Raw genomic sequence first — 19229 nt, forward strand, 5'->3', positions numbered from 1 at the left:
ATGTGCTGCAGATAACACGATCGGGTTTACGTGTCGACCCCACGACCCCGGGAAGAGACATCCCCGTCAGGCGACCCTCAGCGACGCAGATCACCGCACCGCTGACTACAGTGCGGCGCAAGAAGTGGGTAGTCTCAGACGGACTGCATAAGTTACCGCTTAGTAATCACACAAAGCCCCACCTCGCAGGCCCGAGGAGCCCCCAATGCAACTCGCCGCGATCATTGTGTCGCTGACCCTGACCGTGGTCGGCGTTGCGCTCATCGCCCGAGCCGTCGCGCAGATCTACCGGTTCATCAAGCTCGGCCAGCCCGTCCCGGCCGGTTCCCGGACCGACGCCTGGAAGGCCCGCAGCATCACGCTGGCCAAGGAGTTCGTCGGCCACACCCGGATGAACCGGTGGGGGATCGTCGGCGTCGCGCACTGGTTCGTCGCCGTCGGCTTCCTGACCCTCGGCCTGACGATCGTCACGGCCTACGGCCAGCTGTTCAAGGCCGACTGGACGCTGCCCGTCCTCGGCGACTGGCTGCCCTACGAGCTCTACACCGAGTTCATCGCGCTGTTCACGACGCTCGGCATCCTCGTGCTGATCGCGATCCGGCAGCTCAACCGGCCGTCCAAGCCGGGCCGCAAGTCGCGCTTCGCGGGCTCCAAGACCGGCCAGGCCTACTTCGTCGAGGCCGTGATCCTCGTCATCGGCCTCGCCATCATGACCCTGCGCGGTCTGGAGGGCGCGATCCACGGCGTCCACCACTACGAGGCCGCGTACTGGGCGTCGTACCCCCTGGTCGCCGCCTTCAAGGGCCTGAGCCTCGGCACCCTGCAGAACCTGGTCTACCTGACCGCCATGATCAAGCTCGGCGTCACCATGGGCTGGGCGATCACGGTCGGCCTCAACACCAACATGGGCGTCGCCTGGCACCGCTTCCTCGCCTTCCCGAACATCTGGTTCAAGCGGAACGCGGACGGCGCGACCGCCCTCGGCGGCCTGCTCCCGATGACCTCCGGCGGCAAGGACATCGACTTCACCGACCCCGGTGAGGACGACGTCTTCGGCGTCTCCCAGGTCGAGCAGTTCTCCTGGAAGGGCCTGCTGGACTTCTCCACCTGCACCGAGTGCGGCCGCTGCCAGTCGCAGTGCCCCGCCTGGAACACGGGCAAGCCGCTCTCCCCCAAGCTGCTGATCATGTCCCTCCGGGACCACGCCCACGCCAAGGCCCCCTACCTGCTCGCGGGTGGCGGCAAGGACATGGAGGGCAACGAGAAGGCCTCCGCCGAGGCCCTCGCCGACGTGCCCGCCGCGGCGCTGGCGGAGGCCGAACGGCCCCTCGTCGGCACCGTCGAGGAGAGCGGCGTCATCGACCCCGACGTCCTGTGGTCCTGCACCACCTGCGGCGCCTGCGTCGAGCAGTGCCCCGTCGACATCGAGCACGTCGACCACATCGTCGACATGCGCCGCTACCAGGTCATGATCGAGAGCGCGTTCCCGTCCGAGGCGGGCACGATGCTCAAGAACCTGGAGAAGAAGGGCAACCCCTGGGGCCTGGCCAAGAAGCAGCGGCTGGAGTGGACCAAGGAGGTCGACTTCGAGATCCCCGTCGTCGGCCGCGACATCGAGGACCTCACCGAGGTCGAGTACCTCTACTGGGTCGGCTGCGCCGGCGCCCTGGAGGACCGCGCGAAGAAGACCACGAAGGCCTTCGCGGAACTGCTCCACATGGCGGGCGTCAAGTTCGCGATCATGGGCGGCGACGAGAAGTGCACCGGTGACTCCGCCCGGCGCCTCGGCAACGAGCCCCTCTTCCAGGAGCTCGGCATGGAGAACGTCGCCGCGCTGAACATGGCCTTCGGCGAGGAGACGGACGACGAGGGCAACACCACCCCCGAGTCGAGGAAGCCGAAGTCGGCGAAGAAGATCGTCGCCACCTGCCCGCACTGCCTCAACACCATCGGCAACGAGTACCCGCAGCTCGGCGGCGACTACGAGGTCATCCACCACACCCAGCTGCTCCAGCACCTCATCAACGAGGGCAAGCTGCTCCCCGTCACCCCGGTCGAGGGTCTGATCACGTACCACGACCCGTGCTACCTGGGCCGCCACAACAAGATCTACACGCCGCCGCGCGAGATCATGTCCGCCGTCCCCGGCCTGCGCCAGCAGGAGATGCACCGCCACAAGGAGCGCGGCTTCTGCTGCGGTGCCGGCGGCGCGCGGATGTGGATGGAGGAGCGGATCGGCAAGCGCATCAACAACGAGCGTGTCGACGAGGCCCTCTCGCTCAACCCAGACATCGTCTCCACCGCCTGCCCGTTCTGCCTCGTCATGCTGACCGACTCGGTCAACGGCAAGAAGAACGACGGGAAGGCCAAGGAGTCCGTCCAGGTCGTCGACGTCGCGCAGCTGCTGCTCGACTCCGTGCGGACGCCGGTCGACCCGGCGGGTGCCGCGGAGACGGAGAGCGAGCCGGAGCCCGAACCGGTGAAGTAGCCCGGGCACGTCCCCTGAACGCCGGAGGAGCTGAGGACAGCGCCTCCGGCGTTCGCGTTCCCCCGCGGGCGCCGTCGCCGCGTCCGGTCCCGGGGACACGCTCCCACCCCGGGAGTCTCACGTCCCTCACGTCCCTCACAGGAAATCCGAACTCGCGTACAACCCTCCTGCCTGCCTGTGGGTCTCCTGTTCGCCGACCGATCATGAACACCGGGGCAACTCCCGGCGAACGTGGGCCGTCCGCACCCCATTGACTCGGAATGCCCGCCAGGCATTCCCGCATGCCGCAGGAGAACCCCGCATGCACAAGCAGCACCCGCACCACCCTTCCCGCGCGCTGCGGCTCGCCCTCGCGACGGCCACCGCGGCCGCGCTGACGGGCGGTCTGCTCACCATCGCGGCCACGACGGCCACGGCCGCCGACTCCACGACCGTCCCGGCCGCCGACTTCAACGGCGACGGCATCGGTGACGTCGCCTTCTCGGCGGCGGGCGCCTACGTGAGCGGCCACAAGACCGCCGGCCAGGTCGTCGCCCTCTACGGCACCGCCACCGGTGTGTCGGCCGCCAAGCGCTCCACGATCAGCCAGAACACGGCCGGGGTCCCCGGCACCGCCGAGGCCGGCGACGCCTTCGGCTCGGAGACGGCGTACGCCGACTTCAACGGCGACGGATACGACGACCTCGCCGTGTCCTCCCCGCACGAGAAGGTCGGCACCGACACCGACGGCGGCGGCCTGGCGGTCCTCTGGGGCTCCCCGAGCGGCCTCACCGGCAAGGGCGTGAACATCGCCGACCCGGCCGCCTCCTCGCACGACATGTGGGGCAAGAACCTGGCCGCGGGCGACTTCGACGGCGACGGCAAGGCGGACCTGGCCGTCGGGAGCACGTCGAGCACCATCTACGTCTACAAGGGCGGCATCACCACGGGCGGAGCGGCCGGCCGCGCCCGCACCACCGTCAAGCCCCCGATCCAGTCCGGCGGCACCGCCCGCGGTCCGCTGAACCTGACCGCCGGCGACATCAACGGCGACGGCCGCACCGACCTGGTGGTCGACGGCTTCGAGACCAAGACCGACTACGGCTGGAACACGAACTACTACGTGCCCGGCACGGCGAACGGCCTGAACGTCTCCGCCGCGAAGACCCTGAAGACCGGCATCATCACGGCCATCGGTGACATCAACGGCGACGGCTACGGCGACATCGTCAGCGGCGCGCCCTGGGACAACACCAAGCTCAGCGACGGCACGACCCCTCCGGACTCCGCCTACGGCGGGAAGGTGAACATCACCTACGGCTCGGCGTCCGGTCCCGCCTCGACCACCGGGATCAGCCAGGACACCGGCAGCGTGCCCGGCACCGCGGAGAAGAACGACAGCTTCGGCTACGAGCTCGACCTCGGCGACATCAACCACGACGGTTACCAGGACCTCGTGGTCAGCACGGCGTTCGAGGACATCGACGGCCACGCGGACGCCGGCATGGTCACCGTCCTGTACGGCTCCACGCACGGCGTCAACACCTCCTCCGGCGCGCAGGCCTTCACGCAGAGCACCCCGGGTGTCCCGGGCAACGACGAGAAGGGCGACCTCTTCGGCCTGGACGTCAAGCTCGACGACGTGACCGGCGACGGCAGGGCCGACCTCCTGGTGGGCTCGGACGAGAACTCCAGTGACGGCACGGTCACCTACCTCCCCTCCAACGGCACCAAGATCACCACGACCGGCTCCCGCTCCGTCTGGCCGGCCGACGCGGGCGTCTCGACCACGGGCACCCCGGGCTTCGGCGCCAACTTCGCGGACTGAGTCCGCGTTCGGCGAAGGACCACACGGTCCGGTGCGATCCGGCGCGGGGCGGGGGCCCGCGCCGGGGCTGCCGGCGTTCACCGGTCGCGGCCCGCACGACCCGTACGGCCGTGTGTCCGGCAACGGACGTCCGGGGCGGGCGCGCGGGGCGGACGCGTACGGGGGCCCTCACCGGCCGGGCCGCCCGTCTCCCACCCCCGCCTCCGGCGCCCCGCGCGCTGCAACGTCCCTCGTGAGGGCCCCCGGACACCCCGCGGAAAACACCCGTTCGGCCCTTGCGCGGCCCCTTAGGGGATGTCACAGCTCGGACCCAAACCCCGGTCCTGGGGCCCGTGTCCGGCACGTCACCGTGCGGGACCAGGTACGTTCGATTACGTGGCTGGATTCAGGATCGGGCGCGGCCGGGACAACCGGGCCCCGCAAGCGCGACCGCAACAACACCAACCGTCGTACGGGCAGCAGGCCCCCCAGGGAGGCCGGGAGCCGTACGGCCACCCGGGCGCGCCCTCGCGGCAGCAGCAGCCCTACGGAGGTCAGCCGTACGGCGGCGGGCAGCAGCCCTACGGCCGTGGACAGCAGGGCGGCTGGCCCCAGGGCGGCCCCGGCGGCGGTGAGCCGGAGTATTTCGGCGACGGGCACCCGCAGCAGGGCCCGGACCCGTACGCGGCGAACAGCCCCGGCCACACCCAGGCCTTCTCGGTCGGCGAGGACCCGTACTCCCAGGGCGAGACCTACCGCGCGGGCCAGGCCGCGGCTCCGCCCGTGGGTCCCCGCCTGCACTGGAAGGACCTGCTGAGGGGCATCGTCGTCAGCCCCAAGCAGACCTTCCTGCAGATGCGCGACTACACGATGTGGGCCCCGGCCCTGATCGTGACGTTCCTCTACGGCCTGCTGGCGGTCTTCGGCTTCGACGGCGCCCGCGAGGACGCCATCACCGCCACGCTCTCCAACGCCGTTCCGATCGTCCTGACGACGGCCGTGGCGATCGTCCTCAGCACGTTCGTCCTGGGTGTCGTCACCCACACGCTGGCCCGTCAGCTCGGCGGCGACGGCGCCTGGCAGCCGACGGTCGGCCTCTCCATGCTGATCATGTCGATCACGGACGCCCCGCGCCTGGTCGTCGCCATGTTCTTCGGCGGCGACGCGTCCTTCGTCCAGCTCCTCGGCTGGGTGACGTGGGTGGCGGCGGGCGCTCTGCTCACTCTGATGGTCAGCCGGTCCCACGACCTCCCTTGGCCGAAGGCCCTGGCCGCGTCGGCGATCCAGCTGGTCGCGATCCTGTCGATCGTCAAGCTCGGCACGTTCTGACCCGCGGCGGCGCGCCACACGAAAAGGGGCTCCTCCCGCACGGTGCGGGAGGAGCCCCCTTTTCGTCCCGGTTCCCTGTTCCCCCGTCGGTGCCCGCCGGCCGCGTGGAAATCCACCTGCGGCGACCTGGCCCTCAATAGCGCGGCGAGCACGGGAGAGCCCGGCAGCCGGGTGGCTTCGACCCACCCGGCCGTCGGACTCTGAAGCTCAGCCGTTGTTGTTGTTATTGTTGTTGTTCCCGCCTCCGCCGTTGTTGTTGTTATTGTTGTTGTTGTTCGCGCCTCCGCCATTGTTGTTGTTATTGTTGTTGTTGTTCGCGCCTCCGCCGTTGTTGTTATTGTTGTTGTTGTTGTTGTTCGCGCCTCCGCCGTTGTTGTTATTGTTGTTGTTGTTGTTCGCGCCTCCGCCGTTGTTGTTGTTATTGTTGTTGTTGTTCGCGCCTCCGCCATTGTTGTTATTGTTGTTGTTGTTGTTCGCGCCTCCGCCGTTGTTGTTGTTGTTATTGTTGTTGTTCGCCCGGCCTCCGTTGTTGTTGTTGTTATTGTTGTTGTTCCCGCCCCCGCCGTTGTTGTTGTTATTGTTGTTGTTGTTCGCCCGGCCTCCGTTGTTGTTGTTGTTATTGTTGTTGTTCGCCCGGCCTCCGTTGTTGTTGTTGTTATTGTTGTTGTTCCCGCCCCCGCCGTTGTTGTTGTTATTGTTGTTGTTGTTCGCCCGGCCTCCGTTGTTGTTGTTGTTGTTATTGTTGTTGTTCCCGCCCCCGCCGTTGTTGTTGTTATTGTTGTTGTTGTTGTTCGCCCGGCCTCCGTTGTTGTTGTTGTTGTTATTGTTGTTGTTCGCCCGACCCCTGTTGTTGTTATTGTTGTTGTTGTTGTTCCTCGCACCCCTTCGGTTGTTGTTGTTGTTATTGTTGTTGTTGTTGTCGCTCGGCGCCGTCGCGTGAGTTCCTGTGGGTGTCGAGGCAGCGAAGGCGACGGTCGGCACCGATGCACCGCCCGCAGCCAGAGCAACCGATGCAGTCAGCATTGCCGCGCGCTTTGCGATCTTGTTGAGCATGACGATTCCCTTCCGGTGTGGGTCCTGCCGATTCACGGCCCAATTGGATTGCGGAACACATTCACCGCAAAACGTGCCACCGACTCAGTGAGCCGGACCCGGCACTCCCACCGTTCCGACCTCCGGAATCCCATGGCCCGGCAGGGGACGACTCCCTCGTCTTTCTTCTCTCACGAGGGGTCGGTATTCGTTGCCGGGGGATGGGCGGAGGCGGTGCGCGACATTCTCGGCGCGGGTCGGTTCGAGCAACGAACCGGGAAGACCCGGTTTCTGGAACTCCTCGGTCAGCATGCTCCGCCGCGGCCGGGCGTACATCGGGCGAACACCCCAAGTTCCACGAGGGCACACCCCAGATCCCCTCCCGGCGGTCCCCACACCCCGTCCGCGCAGAGCGTCGTACCACCCCACCTGCGCACCTGTCCCGAGCGGTCTGGATCTTTTGCGCGGCCCCGGCCACGGGGAGAAAATGGCTGGTGATGGACCTACTAGAGCGAGAGGCCGTACTCCAGGACCTCACCGGTCACCTGCAGGCGGCCGTGAGCGGCCCCGGACGCTTCGCCCTTGTGCGGGGCGAGGCCGGCATCGGCAAGACCACCGTCGTCCACCGACTGGCTCAACTCGCCGACCCCCGTGTCAGGGTGCTCGTCGGCGCTTGTGACCCCCTCGCCACACCCCGCCCGCTGGGCGCCCTCATGGATCTGGCACCCCGCCTCGACCCCACCGTCCGCACCGCCCTGACCGGGGTACTGGCGGGCACCTGCCGTTCCGACGAGGTCTTCGACCGCCTGCTCGCCGACCTGAGCGCCAGTCCGAGCCTGCTGGTCGTCGAGGACCTCCACTGGGCCGACGAGGCCACGATGGACCTCCTCAGATACCTGGCACGGCGTCTGACGAACGTTCCGTCGCTGGTGGTGGCCACCTATCGCGACGACGAGATCGGCCGCACCCACCACGTGACCGCGCTGCTCGGCACCCTGGCACGGTATCCATGGGTGCACCGCCACGACCTGGTCCCGCTGAGCCGTCCGGCCGTCGCCCGCCTGGCCACCGGGCACACCGTGGACGCCGAGCGGCTGTTCCGCCTCTCCGCCGGCAACCCGTTCATCGTCAGCGAGATCCTGGCGGCTCCCGACGAGGACATCCCCGCCACGGTGCGCGAGGCCGTCGCGGGACGCCTCGCCGTCCTCTCGGACGCCGCCCGCACGGTCGTCGACGTACTGGCCGTCCTGGGCCGCCGGGTCACGCCGCCCCTGCTGACCGGCGTCCTGCCGGACTCGGAGGAAGCGCTCGAAGAAGCCGTGGCCTGCGGAATCGTGCGCACCGTCGGAGACGCGACCGAGTTCCGGCACGAGCTGACCCGGCTGGCGGTGCTGGACGCCATCCCCGCCGCCTGCCGTCTGCGGGTGCATCAGCAGGCGCTGGCCACGATGCGGTCCGGACCGGTCACCCCGGACGACCTGGCACTGCTGGCCGACCACTCCGAGGCCGCCGGGGATCCGAACGCCGTCGTGGAGTACGCGCCCGCGGCGGCCGCCCGTGCCGCCGCGCGGGGTGCGCACCGGGAAGCGGCCGACCAGTACGCCCGCGCCCTGCGGTACGCCGACCGGCTGTCGCCCGGAGAGCGGACCTCCCTGCTCGAACGCCACGCGGAGGCATCCTTCCTCGCGAGCCGGCTGGACGAGGGCGTCGGCTCCCTGCGCGCGGCCATCGCGTCCCGGCGCACGGCCGGCGACCGGCTGCGCGAGGGGGAGAACCTGCGCCGGCTCTCGGACTGGCTGTGGCCGGCCGGCCACACCGTCGAGTCGGGGCGGACCGCCCAGGACGCGGTACTGATGCTCGAAGGACAGGAACCGGGCCGGGAACTGGCCCGGGCGTACCTGAACCTCTGTCAGCTGGCCTGTTACGAGCACGAGGCGGTGGCGGTGACCGCCGCCCACGCGGAGAAGGCGATCGCCCTCGGCGAGCGTCTGGGCGACGCGGACGTGGTCGCCCGGGCGCGCTTCCACACCGCGGCGGCACGGATGCTGGCCGAAGGACACGGCTGGTCGGACTGCGAACAAGCGGTGTCCGTCGCGATGACACGGGACCCGGCGGCGGACGCGGCCTCCCTGGCACTCGTCATGTGCTGGTTCGCCGTGCTGCGGCGTGACGCCGACCGGACCACCGCGGCCGTGAGCCGGGCGGAAGCCCACTGCCTGGATCACGACCTGCTGTTCCACCTGCTGTGCACGAGAGCCTGGGGCAGTTGGGGACTACTGAACCGGGGCTTGTGGACCCCGGCGGCCGACGCCGCGCAGAAGGTCCTGTCGCACCCCGACTCACCGCCGGTCGGCCGGGCCCTGGCCCTCACCGTCCTGGGCCTGGTCCGGGCCCGTCGGGGCACGGCCCAGGCGTGGCCGCTGCTCGAACAGGCCGCGAACCTCGTCGATCCGAACTGCCTGACGGCCACGGGTCTGGGGTGGGAGGCACGGGTCGAGGCGGCCTGGCTGGCCGGCGAGGACGAGCGGGTCCGGGCGGAGGCGCGGCGCGGTCTGGACGCGCTGACGGACCGCGAGCACCCTTGGCTGTCCGGGGCGCTGGCCTGCTGGATCCGCCGCTCCGGGGAAAAACCCCCGCGGGTGCCGGCGTCGGAACCCCATGCGCTGGAACTGGCCGGCGACTGGGCCGCCGCCGCGGAACGCTGGGACGCGCTCGGCTCCCCGTACGACGCGGCGCTGGCCCGGTTGTCCGGTGACGCGCCGGCGCTGCGCCGGGCCCTGGCCGCCTTCGAGTCCCTCGGCGCCCGGCCCGCCGTGGCCCGCACCCGGGCCGTGATGCGCAGCCGCGGGGTCCGCCCGGTCCGGCGAGGCCCCCGGGCGGCCACCCGGGCCAATCCGTACGGGCTGACCAACCGGGAACTGGACGTCCTCAAGCTGCTCAACGAGGACCTGTCGGACGCCGAGATCGCGGCCCGCCTCTACATCACTCCCAAGACCGCCGGGCATCACGTGGGCGCGGTACTGAACAAACTCGGCGTCCACACACGGCACGAGGCCGCGCGCAAACTCCATCATTCCGACCGCCGCTAGGAATTCCCGGAACGCCGTTCCGCACGACGGGGCGGAGAGCGGAGCGCGGACGGCTCGATCCGGCACACGTTCCGGCATCGTGGGACAATGAGAAACGAGTGCACTCGCAGCCTGCTTCAGCTCTTCAGGGTGATGAGAATGAAGAACGCAGCTTCGCGGAGTGCCTTGCGGAGTGCCGGTCTGGCGGCGGCCTGCTGTTGTACGGCGCTGGCCGCGTGGGGCGCGTCGACGGGGGGAGCGGACGCTCTTTCCCCGACGGCGCGGACCGCATCGGCGCATTCGTCGCTCCAGTGCTATGCGACGCAGGGCAGCCCGAATGACCTCGTGTGTTATCGGCATTCGTTCAAGGCGGAATTCAGGCACGGGGAAATGGTCTATGTCCCCCTTCTCATCCAGGTCCCCACGCCGGCGGATCCGCCGCCCGCGACGATCGTCGGCAGCCTGAACGACATCCGCCCGAGCGCGACGGGCGGGGGCTGACCACGGGCCGTCCGCTCGACATGTGTGACGCGCGCGGTGCGTGTGACGCGTGGGGCGCGCCCTCAGCGTCCGCCCGCGGTGCACTCGTTCAGAGCGCGTCCTTGGAGGGCGTGACCGGCTCGCCGGACCTGCGTACCGGAGGCAGAACACTCCACGGGAAGTTGATCCACGCGTCGGTCCGCCGCCACACGTACTCGCACTTGACCAGCGAATGGGGCTTCTCGTAGATCACGGCGCTGCGGACCTCGGCGACGGTGTCGACGCAGAAGTCGTGGACGAGCTTGAGCGTCTTGCCGGTGTCGGCGACGTCGTCCGTGATCAGGACCTTCTTGTCGGAGAAGTCGATCACGTTGGGGACGGGAGCGAGCATCACGGGCATCTCGAGGGTCGTACCGACGCCCGTGTAGAACTCCACGTTCACCAGGTGGATGTTCTTGCAGTCGAGGGCGTACGCGAGACCGCCGGCGACGAAGACACCGCCCCGCGCGATGGAGAGCACTATGTCCGGCTCGTACCCGTCGTCCGCGATGGTCTGGGCGAGCTCCTGGACGGCGGTGCCGAACCGCTCGTAGGTGAGGTTCTCGCGTGCTTCCGCCATGCTCATGTCCTCACACCTGGGTCCGGTGGAAGTTCAGGAAGGACCGGGAGGCGGTCGGTCCGCGCTGTCCCTGGTAGCGGGAGCCGTACCGGTCGCTGCCGTACGGGAACTCGGCCGGCGAGCTGAGCTGGAACATGCACAGCTGCCCGATCTTCATGCCCGGCCAGAGCTTGATGGGCAGCGTCGCGAGGTTGGACAGCTCCAGGGTCACGTGTCCGGAGAAGCCCGGATCGATGAACCCGGCGGTGGAGTGCGTGACCAGGCCGAGCCGCCCGAGGGAACTCTTGCCTTCGAGCCGCGAGGCGAGATTGTCGGGCAGCGTGATGACCTCGTACGTGCTGGCGAGCACGAACTCGCCGGGATGCAGGATGAACGGCTCGTCGCCCTCGGGCTCGACCATCCGTGTCAGGTCCGCCTGCTCGACGGAGGGATCGATGTGGGGGTAGCGGTGATTCTCGAACACCCGGAAATAGCGGTCGAGCCGCACGTCGATGCTCGACGGCTGCACCATGGATTCGTCGTACGGATCGATCCGCACCCGTCCGGCGTCGATCTCGGCCCGGATGTCCTTGTCTGAGAGAAGCACGCCCCGAGGATACGCGTGGAGCTGCCCGCAATTGCGAACAGCCCCACGTCCACGCGCTGCCGAGACCGCGCGGCGACTACCGCTGCTGCTTCTCCAACGCCACCGGAACGACGCTCCGCAGCCGCGCGCACCGCGGACACCGGATCAATCGACCGGGTCCGAGCCGCTCGGCCTTCTGCATCGGGAACGAAGCGGTGCTGAACACGTGCCCCTCGGCACATCGGACGACGGTGCGCTCCATCAAGTCCACAGAGTCCCTTCCCCAAGAGCCTTCGTCAGACACTGGCGTGGCTGACGACGAAAGCCACATTACGGGATGAATAGGACGGCTCTCCAGGCGGCACTCCGGCCCCGCCAGGACCCTCTCCCACGCCCCCACCGTACGCCCCAACTCCGTTCCCCCGCAGCCGTGTCCACCCCCCGAAACGCACAGCGGCCCCGCGGCTTCAGCGCCGGGGGCCAGGCATGGGGTAGAGTGAGCGGGCATTCGACACCGGATCGACAACCGGCGTCTTACGCGGGTGTAGTTTAATGGTAGAACATCAGCTTCCCAAGCTGAGAGCGCGAGTTCGATTCTCGTCACCCGCTCCACGACTGAGGCCCAGGTCATAGACCCGGGCCTTTTTGTATTGCGCCGGGACCGGCTGTCGTGTGCCGGATCCGTGCCAGAACGCCTGTCGGGTCCTGCGCCCCGGCCGCAATGAACCCGTCGCGCCGGCCGCCCGGTTCAACCAGCACCCGCGGGTCGAGATCCGCGTCCATCACGCCCCTGGCGACAGGCGCCCGGCCGCCGGGGACCGTCGGTCCGGCAGGCACCGGTGGTCCTTCCCCCGGTCGTCCGCCCGGTGGCGGCGGCGCGACGCGTCCACGGGTGGTGCCCCTGCCTCCACAGATGCCGTGGTACGGGGTTAAGGTTTCGCCGCTGCCGTACGGATCACGGACACGATGCCGCCCGTTCGCCTCGGGGGAGGGGAAACGCAGCCATCCATTCATCTGTGGGGGCACATTGAACATCTCTGCGCGTCGCGGCTTCGCGGCGCTCACGACCGCCGCCGCGCTCGCGGCCGGTCTCGTCGCCGGCCTCCCGGACCGGGCGACCGCCGACACCGCGGGCTGGCCGGCCGCGGACGGCACGCTGCTGTACAACGAACTCGGCTCGCTGCGCTACATCAACCCCGACGGGACCAGGAGCGAGCAGTTCTACGAGACCGCGGACCAGGCCGCCTGGTCCGCCGACGGCAGCCAGATCGCCTACGTGGGCTCCGGCGACAGCCGTCTCCGCACGAAGACGTACGCCCAGGAGTCGATCTCGGGCAACGACATCGTCATGCCGGCGGGCAGTGGCTGGCATCCGGCCGATCCGACGTTCTTGAACGGCGGGGGCGACATCGTCTTCACCGCCGGAGGCCGGCTGCGGGTGGCCTCGGCCGACAGCACCCGCGCTCCTCAGGCCCTGTTCGGCACCGACGTCGACGGCTGCGACTCCAAGGCCAGCGGCGCCGTCAACGGCAAACTGGCCTTCGTGCGCACCGGCACGAGCTGCTCCACCACCGGAACTCCGGCCGTCTGGGTCTACAACGGCCCCACCAAGGCGTTCAAGAAGGTGGCCGCCGACGCGGACGAGCCGAGCATGTCCCCGGACGGGCAGTCGCTCGTCTTCACCCGCAGCGTCGCGGGACACAGGCAGCTCTTCACGGTCAAGGCCGACGGCACCGGGCTGACCCAGGTCACCACGGACCCCGTCGACCACCGCCGTCCCGCCTGGTCGCCCAAGGGCGACCGGATCGCGTACGACACCTACTTCGCCGGCAGCCCGGACGCCCCCAGCGGTTCGCAGATCTGGATCCACGACCTCGCCGCGGGCACGGAGACGCGGGTGCCCATGGCCGACGGCACGGACGTGGCCTGGCAGCCGCTCCGGAAGAACGCGATCTCCCGGGTCTACGGCGCCGACACCTACGGCACCAACATCGCGTCCTCCAAGTGGACCTGGAACACCCTCGGCAAGAGCGTCCCGGGCCTGATGAACGCGAGCGCGGCCGTCCTGATCAGCAAGACGGACTCCGCGTACGCCACCACCGCGACCTCGCTGGCCGGCAAGAAGCACGGACCGGTGCTCATGACCTCCCGCACGGGCCTGGACTCCGCCGTCCAGACCGAGCTGAAGCGCATGCTGCCCAAGGGCAGGACCGTCTACCTGGTCGGCGGCACCGGCATCCTCAACAGCTCGGTGGCGTCCAAGGTGACCTCGCTCGGGTACGTCGCCAAACGGCTGTCCGACGTCTCGCGCTACTCCACCTCGGTGGCCGTGGCCAAGACGATCACCAGCGCCCCGAAGTACGTGTTCCTGGCGACCGGCACCGACTACCACAACGCCCTCGCGGCCAGCTCCGCCGCCGGCGCCCTCGGCACCTCGGGCACCGCGGTCGTGCTGCTGACCGAGGGCTCGACCATGACGGCGTCCGTGTACGGCTACCTGAACAAGTACAGCCCGAGCACGACGAAGATCATCACGGTGGGGGTCGACGCCGAATCGGCCCTGGCCAAGGCCTACAACGGCGGCAAGCTGCCGCACTGGCCCGGCAAGTACAGCTACTACCGCTTCGGCGGCAGTCCGGCGCCGGTCGCCGCGCGGCTCGCCGAGTTCTGGTGGTCGTCGCCGTCGGACGCCGCGGTCGCCTCGGTGAACAGCTGGACCGGCGGCGTCTCCGCGTCGTCGGCGATGACCACGTTCGGCCCGCTGCTGTGGACCGACGTCACCTCGCTGACGTACGACACCAAGTGGTACATGATGCGCACGTCGGCGAGTCTGAACCACGTGGCCGTGTTCGGCGGCAACGGCTCCGTCGACGCGAAGGTCGTCCCGCTGATCGGCAGGGCCATCGGCGTGGACAGCGCCTACACGTACACCCCTTACTACAAGGGCGACATCCCGCAGAGCCCGGCCGCCCGGCCGTTGTCCGGGAGCACCGCGAGCACCACGAGCACCGGCAGGCCCGTTCCGAGCCCGGATCTGGCGCCGCTCAAGGTGACCGTCTCGAAGTGACCCCGCGTCCGGGCCGCCTTCCTCCCGGAGGGCGGCCCGGTTGTCCGTGAACTTCTCCGGGATTGTCCGTGATCCGTAACGGGCGGATCCCCCGGCCGGCATCGCTCGTCCTGCCATGTGGTCACGACGCGACCGGGGAACCACGGGGCAACGGCGAAAGCAGGGCGGACATGGCGCGGCACGGCGGAACGCGAGGCTGGTACGGCAAGGTCATCGGGGCGGCGCTCGGGGTGACCATGTTCGCGGCCGGTGCCGCGGTGTGGACCGCGCAGGCCGACGCCCTGGGCAGCTCCTCGCCGAAGGCGTCCGCGCCGGCCGCGCCGCGCGGCGCCGTCAGGACGGTCGCGATGACCATCGCGCACGCCTCGGACAAGGGAGCGCACGGCGTCAACATCACCGTCGACGACGGCCCCGACCCCGTATGGACGCCCCAAGTGCTCGACGTACTGCGGGAGTACGGGGTGAAGGCGACGTTCTGCATGGTGGGGACGCAGGCGCAGGCCCACCCCGACCTCGTGAAGAAGGTGGTCGCGGCCGGGCACCGGCTGTGCGACCACACCGTGTCGCACGACACCACGATGGACAAGAAGTCCCCGGCCTACCGGTCGCAGCAGATACTCGACGCCGAACGCATGATCACCGAGGCGTCCGGGGGCGTACGGCCCCTGTACTACCGGGCCCCGGGCGGCGCCTTCACCCCGGACAGCCGCAAGCTCGCCGCCTCCCGGGGCATGCGGCCGCTGGGCTGGAACGTGGACTCCAAGGACTTCGAACGGCCCGGCACGAGCGCCATCGTCGCCACCGTCCAGCAGGAACTCCCCAACGGGCCGACGCTCCTCTTCCACGACGCGGGAGGCGACCGCTCCCAGACCGTCGAGGCGCTGCGCCAGATCCTGCCCTGGCTCAAGGGGCAGGGCTACTCCTTCGGCTTCCCCGTGCGCTGAGCACCGGAACGCCGGAGCACCCGGGCACGGCCGGGCACCCAGGCACCGGAGCACCCTGCCCCGCCCGGTGCTCGCGTGCGCGGTGCGTGGGCGCGTGCGCGGTGCGCGGGCGTGGTCCGGCCTCTCCCGGTCACCACCGCAAGGCGGCGCGTCGCCGAACCCGGTTCCTTCACCGGAGTGTTGCCGTGTCACGAGGCCGCGACGGGGGTGTACGGAAGGGACGACGGGCGTGACCTGCGCACATCAGGGCCCCTCATGGTCGACACAGAGCGGGAGCCCGGCGGACGACGCCGGCTCCCCACCGTCCCGCCGGAAGGAACCTCCCGTGATCAACCGCCACCTGCGCAAGGCCGTCCTCGCCTCCATCGCGATCACCGCCGGGCTGCTGATGACGGCGTGCCAGAGCGGCACCGGCGCCGACGCGTCCGGCAAGAACGGAACGGGCGCCGCGGCTGTCGCGGAGAAGGTCTCGGACGCCGAGAACTCGAAGGACTCCTCGGGCTCCGGGTCCTCGGGCACCGCGAACGCGGCGAACCCGGCGAACTCCGCGCGTTCCAAGGGCGTCAGCGGCTCGTTCGAGAACGGCAAGGTCAGCTACCTCGCGCCGGGCAAGTACATCGTGTCCGCTCCGGGCAAGGGTGACCAGCAGTTCTGGGTCTCCGACGACACCGAGGTCCACGGCGCCGGCACGATCTGCGGAGACGCGGGGTCCAGGGTGGACGCGCCGTGCAAGCTGGACCAGTTGGAGGCGGCGACCAAGAAGGGTGCCGTCGGCGCCGACGTCGAGATGAGGAACGGCGTCGCGACCCTGGTGACCGAGCGGCGCGCGGCCGCCCCGCAGGGGTCCGGCACCGGCTCGCGCGAGACCGCGGTCGACGGCGTCGACAAGGGCAGGGGTGTCAGCGGCACCTGGTTCGGCAACGTCTCCCTGCTGGCCCCCGGCAAGTTCACGGTCTCCGGCCTGAAGGGCGTCGAGCAGCAGTTCTTCGTCGCCGAGGACACCGACATCCGCGGCTACGACGACATCTGCGGCGACGCGGGCACGGCGGGCCGGGACGGCACCAAGTGCACTGAGCAGCAGCTGGAGACGGCGGCCAGGAAGGGCTTCGGCGCCGAGGTCGTCATCAGCAACGGCATCGCGACCAGCATCCGCGACGACCACTGACCCCCACCGGACACGGGCCGCGGCGGCAGCCGGCCGCCGGTCCGTCGGTGGGATGGACCGGGCCCGTCGACCGGCACGGTTGATCCCGGCGTGGTCGCCGCGCGGCCGGGTGAGGTCTTACGGAGCGGTGACATGCCGGGCGCGGCGCTGCGCGGGCGCGGATCGGGGGCCTAGCGTGCGCGACATGCGTGTACTGGTCACCGGCGGTGCCGGGTTCATCGGGTCCCATGTCGTCGAGGCGCTGGCGCGAAGCGGTCACGAACCCGTCGTGTTCGACCTGGACGACGGCCTGGACGTGCGCGACCCCGGCGCGGTGGCGGCCGCGCTGCCGGGGGTGGACGCCGTGTGCCACCAGGCGGCCATGGTCGGACTGGGAACGGGGTTCGGCGACGCGGTCGAGTACGTGTCGCGCAACGACCTCGGTACGGCGGTCCTGCTGACCGCCATGGCGGAGGCCGGGGTGCGGCGGCTCGTGCTCGCCGGGTCGATGGTGGTGTACGGGGAGGGGCGGTACGCGTGCGAGTGGCACGGGGTGGTGCGGCCGGGTCCCCGGACCGTGGCCGACCTGGACGCGGGACGGTTCGAACCCCGGTGTCCGCGGTGCGGTGAGGAACTGGCCCCCGGCCTCGTCGGCGAGGACGCGCCGGCCGACCCCCGCAACGTGTACGCGACGACCAAGCTCGCCCAGGAGCACCTGGCCGCCGCCTGGGCCCGGGCCACCGGCGGCTCGGCGGTGTCGTTGCGCTACCACAACGTGTACGGGCCCGGGATGCCCCGCGACACCCCGTACGCGGGTGTCGCCTCCTTCTTCCGGTCGGCCCTCGCGCACGGCCGGGCACCACGCGTCTTCGAGGACGGACGGCAGCGGCGGGACTTCGTGCACGTACGGGACGTGGCGGCGGCGAACGTGGCCGCGCTCACGGCCGCACCCCGGGACGGCGCGCTGACCGCCTACAACACCGGCAGCGGGGAGCCGCACACGGTCGGGGCGATGGCGCGGGCGCTGGCCGCCGCGTACGGCGGACCCGAACCCGTGGTGACCGGCGAGTACCGCCTCGGCGACGTACGCCACATCACCGCCGACTCCTCGCGGCTCCGGGCCGAACTGGGCTGGAAGGCCGAGGTCGGGTTCGAGGAGGGGATGCGGGAGTTCGCCACGGCGCGGCTCCGCGGGGAGTGACGCTCCCTCCGCCTCGCTGCGCGGCTCGCGCCTGCGCATCTCCTGCGCGCCCTCCCCCCGTACGGCTCGTGGCCGAGGCCGGGGTGCCCCCGGACCACCGTGCCCGGACCGGCGAACGCGGGTCCGGGCACGGAGCGGGTACGAGGACGGGTGGGCGGGGGCGGGCGGCGCCGGGTCGTACGGCTTCGAGCCGTACGGGGGGCGTCAGTGGGCGCCGCGCGTGAACCGCTCGAAGACGTGGCTGAAGTGCCAGGTGTCCTGGGCGATCCCGGAGCAGGCGTTGGCGCCCGCGGTGCCCACGCAGCCGCCGTTGTCGCGCTGGAGGGCCCAGAAGGAGAGGGTGTTGAGGCCCCTCGCGGCGGCCCACTTCTCGACCGTCACGGCGTCCTGCGTGGTGAAGGTCTCCTCGGGGCCGTAGTCGTCGATGCCGGGCATCACGGTGACGCCGATCGTGCTCCACAGCTTCGCCGTGGACTTCTCCGGGTGCAGCGCGGCCAGTTGACCGTGCAGGCCGGTCACGGCGCTCTTCGTGTCGGCCGCCATGTCGTGAGTGGCGCCGTCCCAGTAGTCGAAGGCCATGATGTTGACGACGTCCACGCGCGCCCCGTTGTCGACGGCGTTGCGCAGCAGGGCCACCCCGCTGGGCGCGAGACCGTTGGCGAAGGTGGGCAGCGTGTACGAGAACTGCACGTGGTGACGGGTGCGTTCGGCCCAGCGCTGGACCTCGGCGATCGCCTTGTTCCGGCGGTCGACCCCGGCGGTGTTGTTGATGGAGTCGGCCTCGATGTCGAGGTCGATCCGCGTGACGCCGTACGTCGTGACGAGACTCTCGTACACCTTGGCGATGGCGTCGACGCTGGTGCAGCTGTCGGCGAGTTCGGTGCCGGTGGTGTCGGCGCTGTAGCCGCCGAAGGACGGGATGACGTTGCCGCCGCGCGCCTGGATGCGGGCGATGTCCGCGCCGAAGGTGGCCTTGCCGATCGGCTGGGTGGTGGCGCCGTTCCAGTACGCGGTGCACGAGCCCGGCGCGTCCGTCTGGAGGAAGGCCATCGTGAGGTACTTGTTGCCCGACGCGGCGGCGAGCGCGGCCGGGCTCTCGCCGGTCCACGCCTCGAAGTACGGCGCCGCCACGTGGGCGGGGAGCGGCTTCGGGGCGTGCCGGGGGGCCGGCGTCGCGGCCAGCGCGCCGCCTCCGCCGAGGGCGACGAGCCCGGCCGAGAGGGCGGTCACGGTCAGGCAGGACAGCAAGGTACGAAGCGGACGAGGTCGTCTCATTGACGCTCCCATGGTGGGGAAGAGCAGGCGGGCACGGCGGACGGGCATCACCGCGGGAGCCCTGCCGGGCCGACTGCGCACCGGAGGGCTTCCGCTGGACCAGGGGCGAACAGCGACCATCGTTGGACTAGACCAATCGACTGTCAAGGTTCTTTACGGTGAACTGACCCGAACAACACCGGCGTTGCCACGAATCGCCGGTCCCGCGGCGGTTTCCCCGGCCCCCCTCGG

Annotated in this window: 13 protein-coding genes and 1 tRNA gene; 10 read left to right on the top strand and 4 right to left on the bottom strand. The window is 70.1% G+C overall.

What is annotated here, in order from left to right:
* Positions 1-205 precede the first annotated feature (205 nt).
* The 3 genes from OG776_RS20600 (at position 206) to OG776_RS20610 (ending at position 5603) form a co-directional block, all read left to right on the top strand.
* A complete protein-coding gene (locus OG776_RS20600) occupies positions 206-2488 on the top strand; it encodes a (Fe-S)-binding protein (protein ID WP_329322081.1) in 2283 nt (760 codons plus the stop codon).
* A 301-nt stretch (positions 2489-2789) separates the two neighbouring features.
* Entirely contained in the window at positions 2790-4295 is a 1506-nt protein-coding gene (locus OG776_RS20605) for an FG-GAP and VCBS repeat-containing protein (RefSeq protein ID WP_148012420.1), read from the top strand.
* Positions 4296-4589: 294 nt separating this feature from the next.
* Entirely contained in the window at positions 4590-5603 is a 1014-nt protein-coding gene (locus OG776_RS20610; protein ID WP_148012421.1) for a Yip1 family protein, read from the top strand.
* Positions 5604-5810: 207 nt separating this feature from the next.
* Here the strand turns inward: OG776_RS20610 and OG776_RS20615 are convergent, their stop codons facing one another.
* Complete coding sequence (locus tag OG776_RS20615; RefSeq protein ID WP_329322084.1) at positions 5811-6584, bottom strand: hypothetical protein; 774 nt, start codon at positions 6582-6584, stop codon at positions 5811-5813.
* 548 nt (positions 6585-7132) lie between these two features.
* Between OG776_RS20615 and OG776_RS20620 the strand changes: the two genes are divergently transcribed.
* Both OG776_RS20620 and OG776_RS20625 read left to right on the top strand, forming a co-directional pair.
* Entirely contained in the window at positions 7133-9724 is a 2592-nt protein-coding gene (locus tag OG776_RS20620) for a helix-turn-helix transcriptional regulator (RefSeq protein ID WP_148012422.1), read from the top strand.
* 138 nt (positions 9725-9862) lie between these two features.
* Positions 9863-10204, top strand: a complete 342-nt coding sequence (locus OG776_RS20625) for a hypothetical protein (RefSeq protein WP_148012423.1) — start codon at positions 9863-9865, stop codon at positions 10202-10204.
* A gap of 88 nt (positions 10205-10292) precedes the next feature.
* Here the strand turns inward: OG776_RS20625 and OG776_RS20630 are convergent, their stop codons facing one another.
* Together OG776_RS20630 and dcd are read right to left on the bottom strand one after the other, a co-directional pair.
* Complete coding sequence (locus tag OG776_RS20630) at positions 10293-10808, bottom strand: phosphoribosyltransferase (RefSeq protein WP_329322086.1); 516 nt, start codon at positions 10806-10808, stop codon at positions 10293-10295.
* A gap of 4 nt (positions 10809-10812) precedes the next feature.
* Positions 10813-11388, bottom strand: coding sequence for a dCTP deaminase (dcd, locus tag OG776_RS20635; RefSeq protein ID WP_148012425.1), 576 nt, complete (start codon positions 11386-11388; stop codon positions 10813-10815).
* Between the two features lie 517 nt (positions 11389-11905).
* Here dcd and OG776_RS20640 point away from each other — a divergent pair.
* The 5 genes from OG776_RS20640 to OG776_RS20660 all read left to right on the top strand — a co-directional run bounded on the left by OG776_RS20640 (position 11906) and on the right by OG776_RS20660 (position 17723).
* Positions 11906-11979: transfer RNA gene (locus OG776_RS20640), tRNA-Gly, on the top strand.
* Positions 11980-12394: 415 nt separating this feature from the next.
* Entirely contained in the window at positions 12395-14434 is a 2040-nt protein-coding gene (locus OG776_RS20645) for a cell wall-binding repeat-containing protein (protein ID WP_148009385.1), read from the top strand.
* Positions 14435-14604: 170 nt separating this feature from the next.
* Positions 14605-15378 carry a polysaccharide deacetylase family protein gene (locus OG776_RS20650; RefSeq protein WP_329322090.1) on the top strand — a complete coding sequence of 258 codons (774 nt, stop codon included), beginning with the start codon at positions 14605-14607 and terminating at the stop codon, positions 15376-15378.
* A gap of 325 nt (positions 15379-15703) precedes the next feature.
* On the top strand, positions 15704-16543 hold the full coding sequence (locus tag OG776_RS20655) for a hypothetical protein (protein ID WP_329322091.1): 840 nt from the start codon (positions 15704-15706) through the stop codon (positions 16541-16543).
* Positions 16544-16727: 184 nt separating this feature from the next.
* Positions 16728-17723, top strand: coding sequence for an NAD-dependent epimerase/dehydratase family protein (locus OG776_RS20660; protein WP_148009383.1), 996 nt, complete (start codon positions 16728-16730; stop codon positions 17721-17723).
* Positions 17724-17927: 204 nt separating this feature from the next.
* Here the strand turns inward: OG776_RS20660 and OG776_RS20665 are convergent, their stop codons facing one another.
* Entirely contained in the window at positions 17928-18998 is a 1071-nt protein-coding gene (locus OG776_RS20665; protein WP_148009382.1) for a chitinase, read from the bottom strand.
* Between the last annotated feature and the right edge of the window lie 231 nt (positions 18999-19229).

It is taken from the genome of Streptomyces sp. NBC_01689 (assembly GCF_036250675.1).
Classification (GTDB): domain Bacteria; phylum Actinomycetota; class Actinomycetes; order Streptomycetales; family Streptomycetaceae; genus Streptomyces.

What these genes read in the sequence shown, in the direction of transcription:
- OG776_RS20625 (WP_148012423.1), top strand. Translation starts at nt 9,863, where the DNA reads ATGAAGAACGCAGCTTCGCGGAGTGCCTTGCGGAGTGCCGGTCTGGCG.
- OG776_RS20650 (WP_329322090.1), top strand. Translation starts at nt 14,605, where the DNA reads ATGGCGCGGCACGGCGGAACGCGAGGCTGGTACGGCAAGGTCATCGGG.
- OG776_RS20665 (WP_148009382.1), bottom strand. Translation starts at nt 18,998, where the DNA reads ATGAGACGACCTCGTCCGCTTCGTACCTTGCTGTCCTGCCTGACCGTG.
- OG776_RS20610 (WP_148012421.1), top strand. Translation starts at nt 4,590, where the DNA reads ATGTCACAGCTCGGACCCAAACCCCGGTCCTGGGGCCCGTGTCCGGCA.
- OG776_RS20630 (WP_329322086.1), bottom strand. Translation starts at nt 10,808, where the DNA reads ATGAGCATGGCGGAAGCACGCGAGAACCTCACCTACGAGCGGTTCGGC.
- OG776_RS20660 (WP_148009383.1), top strand. Translation starts at nt 16,728, where the DNA reads ATGCGTGTACTGGTCACCGGCGGTGCCGGGTTCATCGGGTCCCATGTC.
- OG776_RS20620 (WP_148012422.1), top strand. Translation starts at nt 7,133, where the DNA reads ATGGACCTACTAGAGCGAGAGGCCGTACTCCAGGACCTCACCGGTCAC.
- OG776_RS20605 (WP_148012420.1), top strand. Translation starts at nt 2,790, where the DNA reads ATGCACAAGCAGCACCCGCACCACCCTTCCCGCGCGCTGCGGCTCGCC.
- OG776_RS20600 (WP_329322081.1), top strand. Translation starts at nt 206, where the DNA reads ATGCAACTCGCCGCGATCATTGTGTCGCTGACCCTGACCGTGGTCGGC.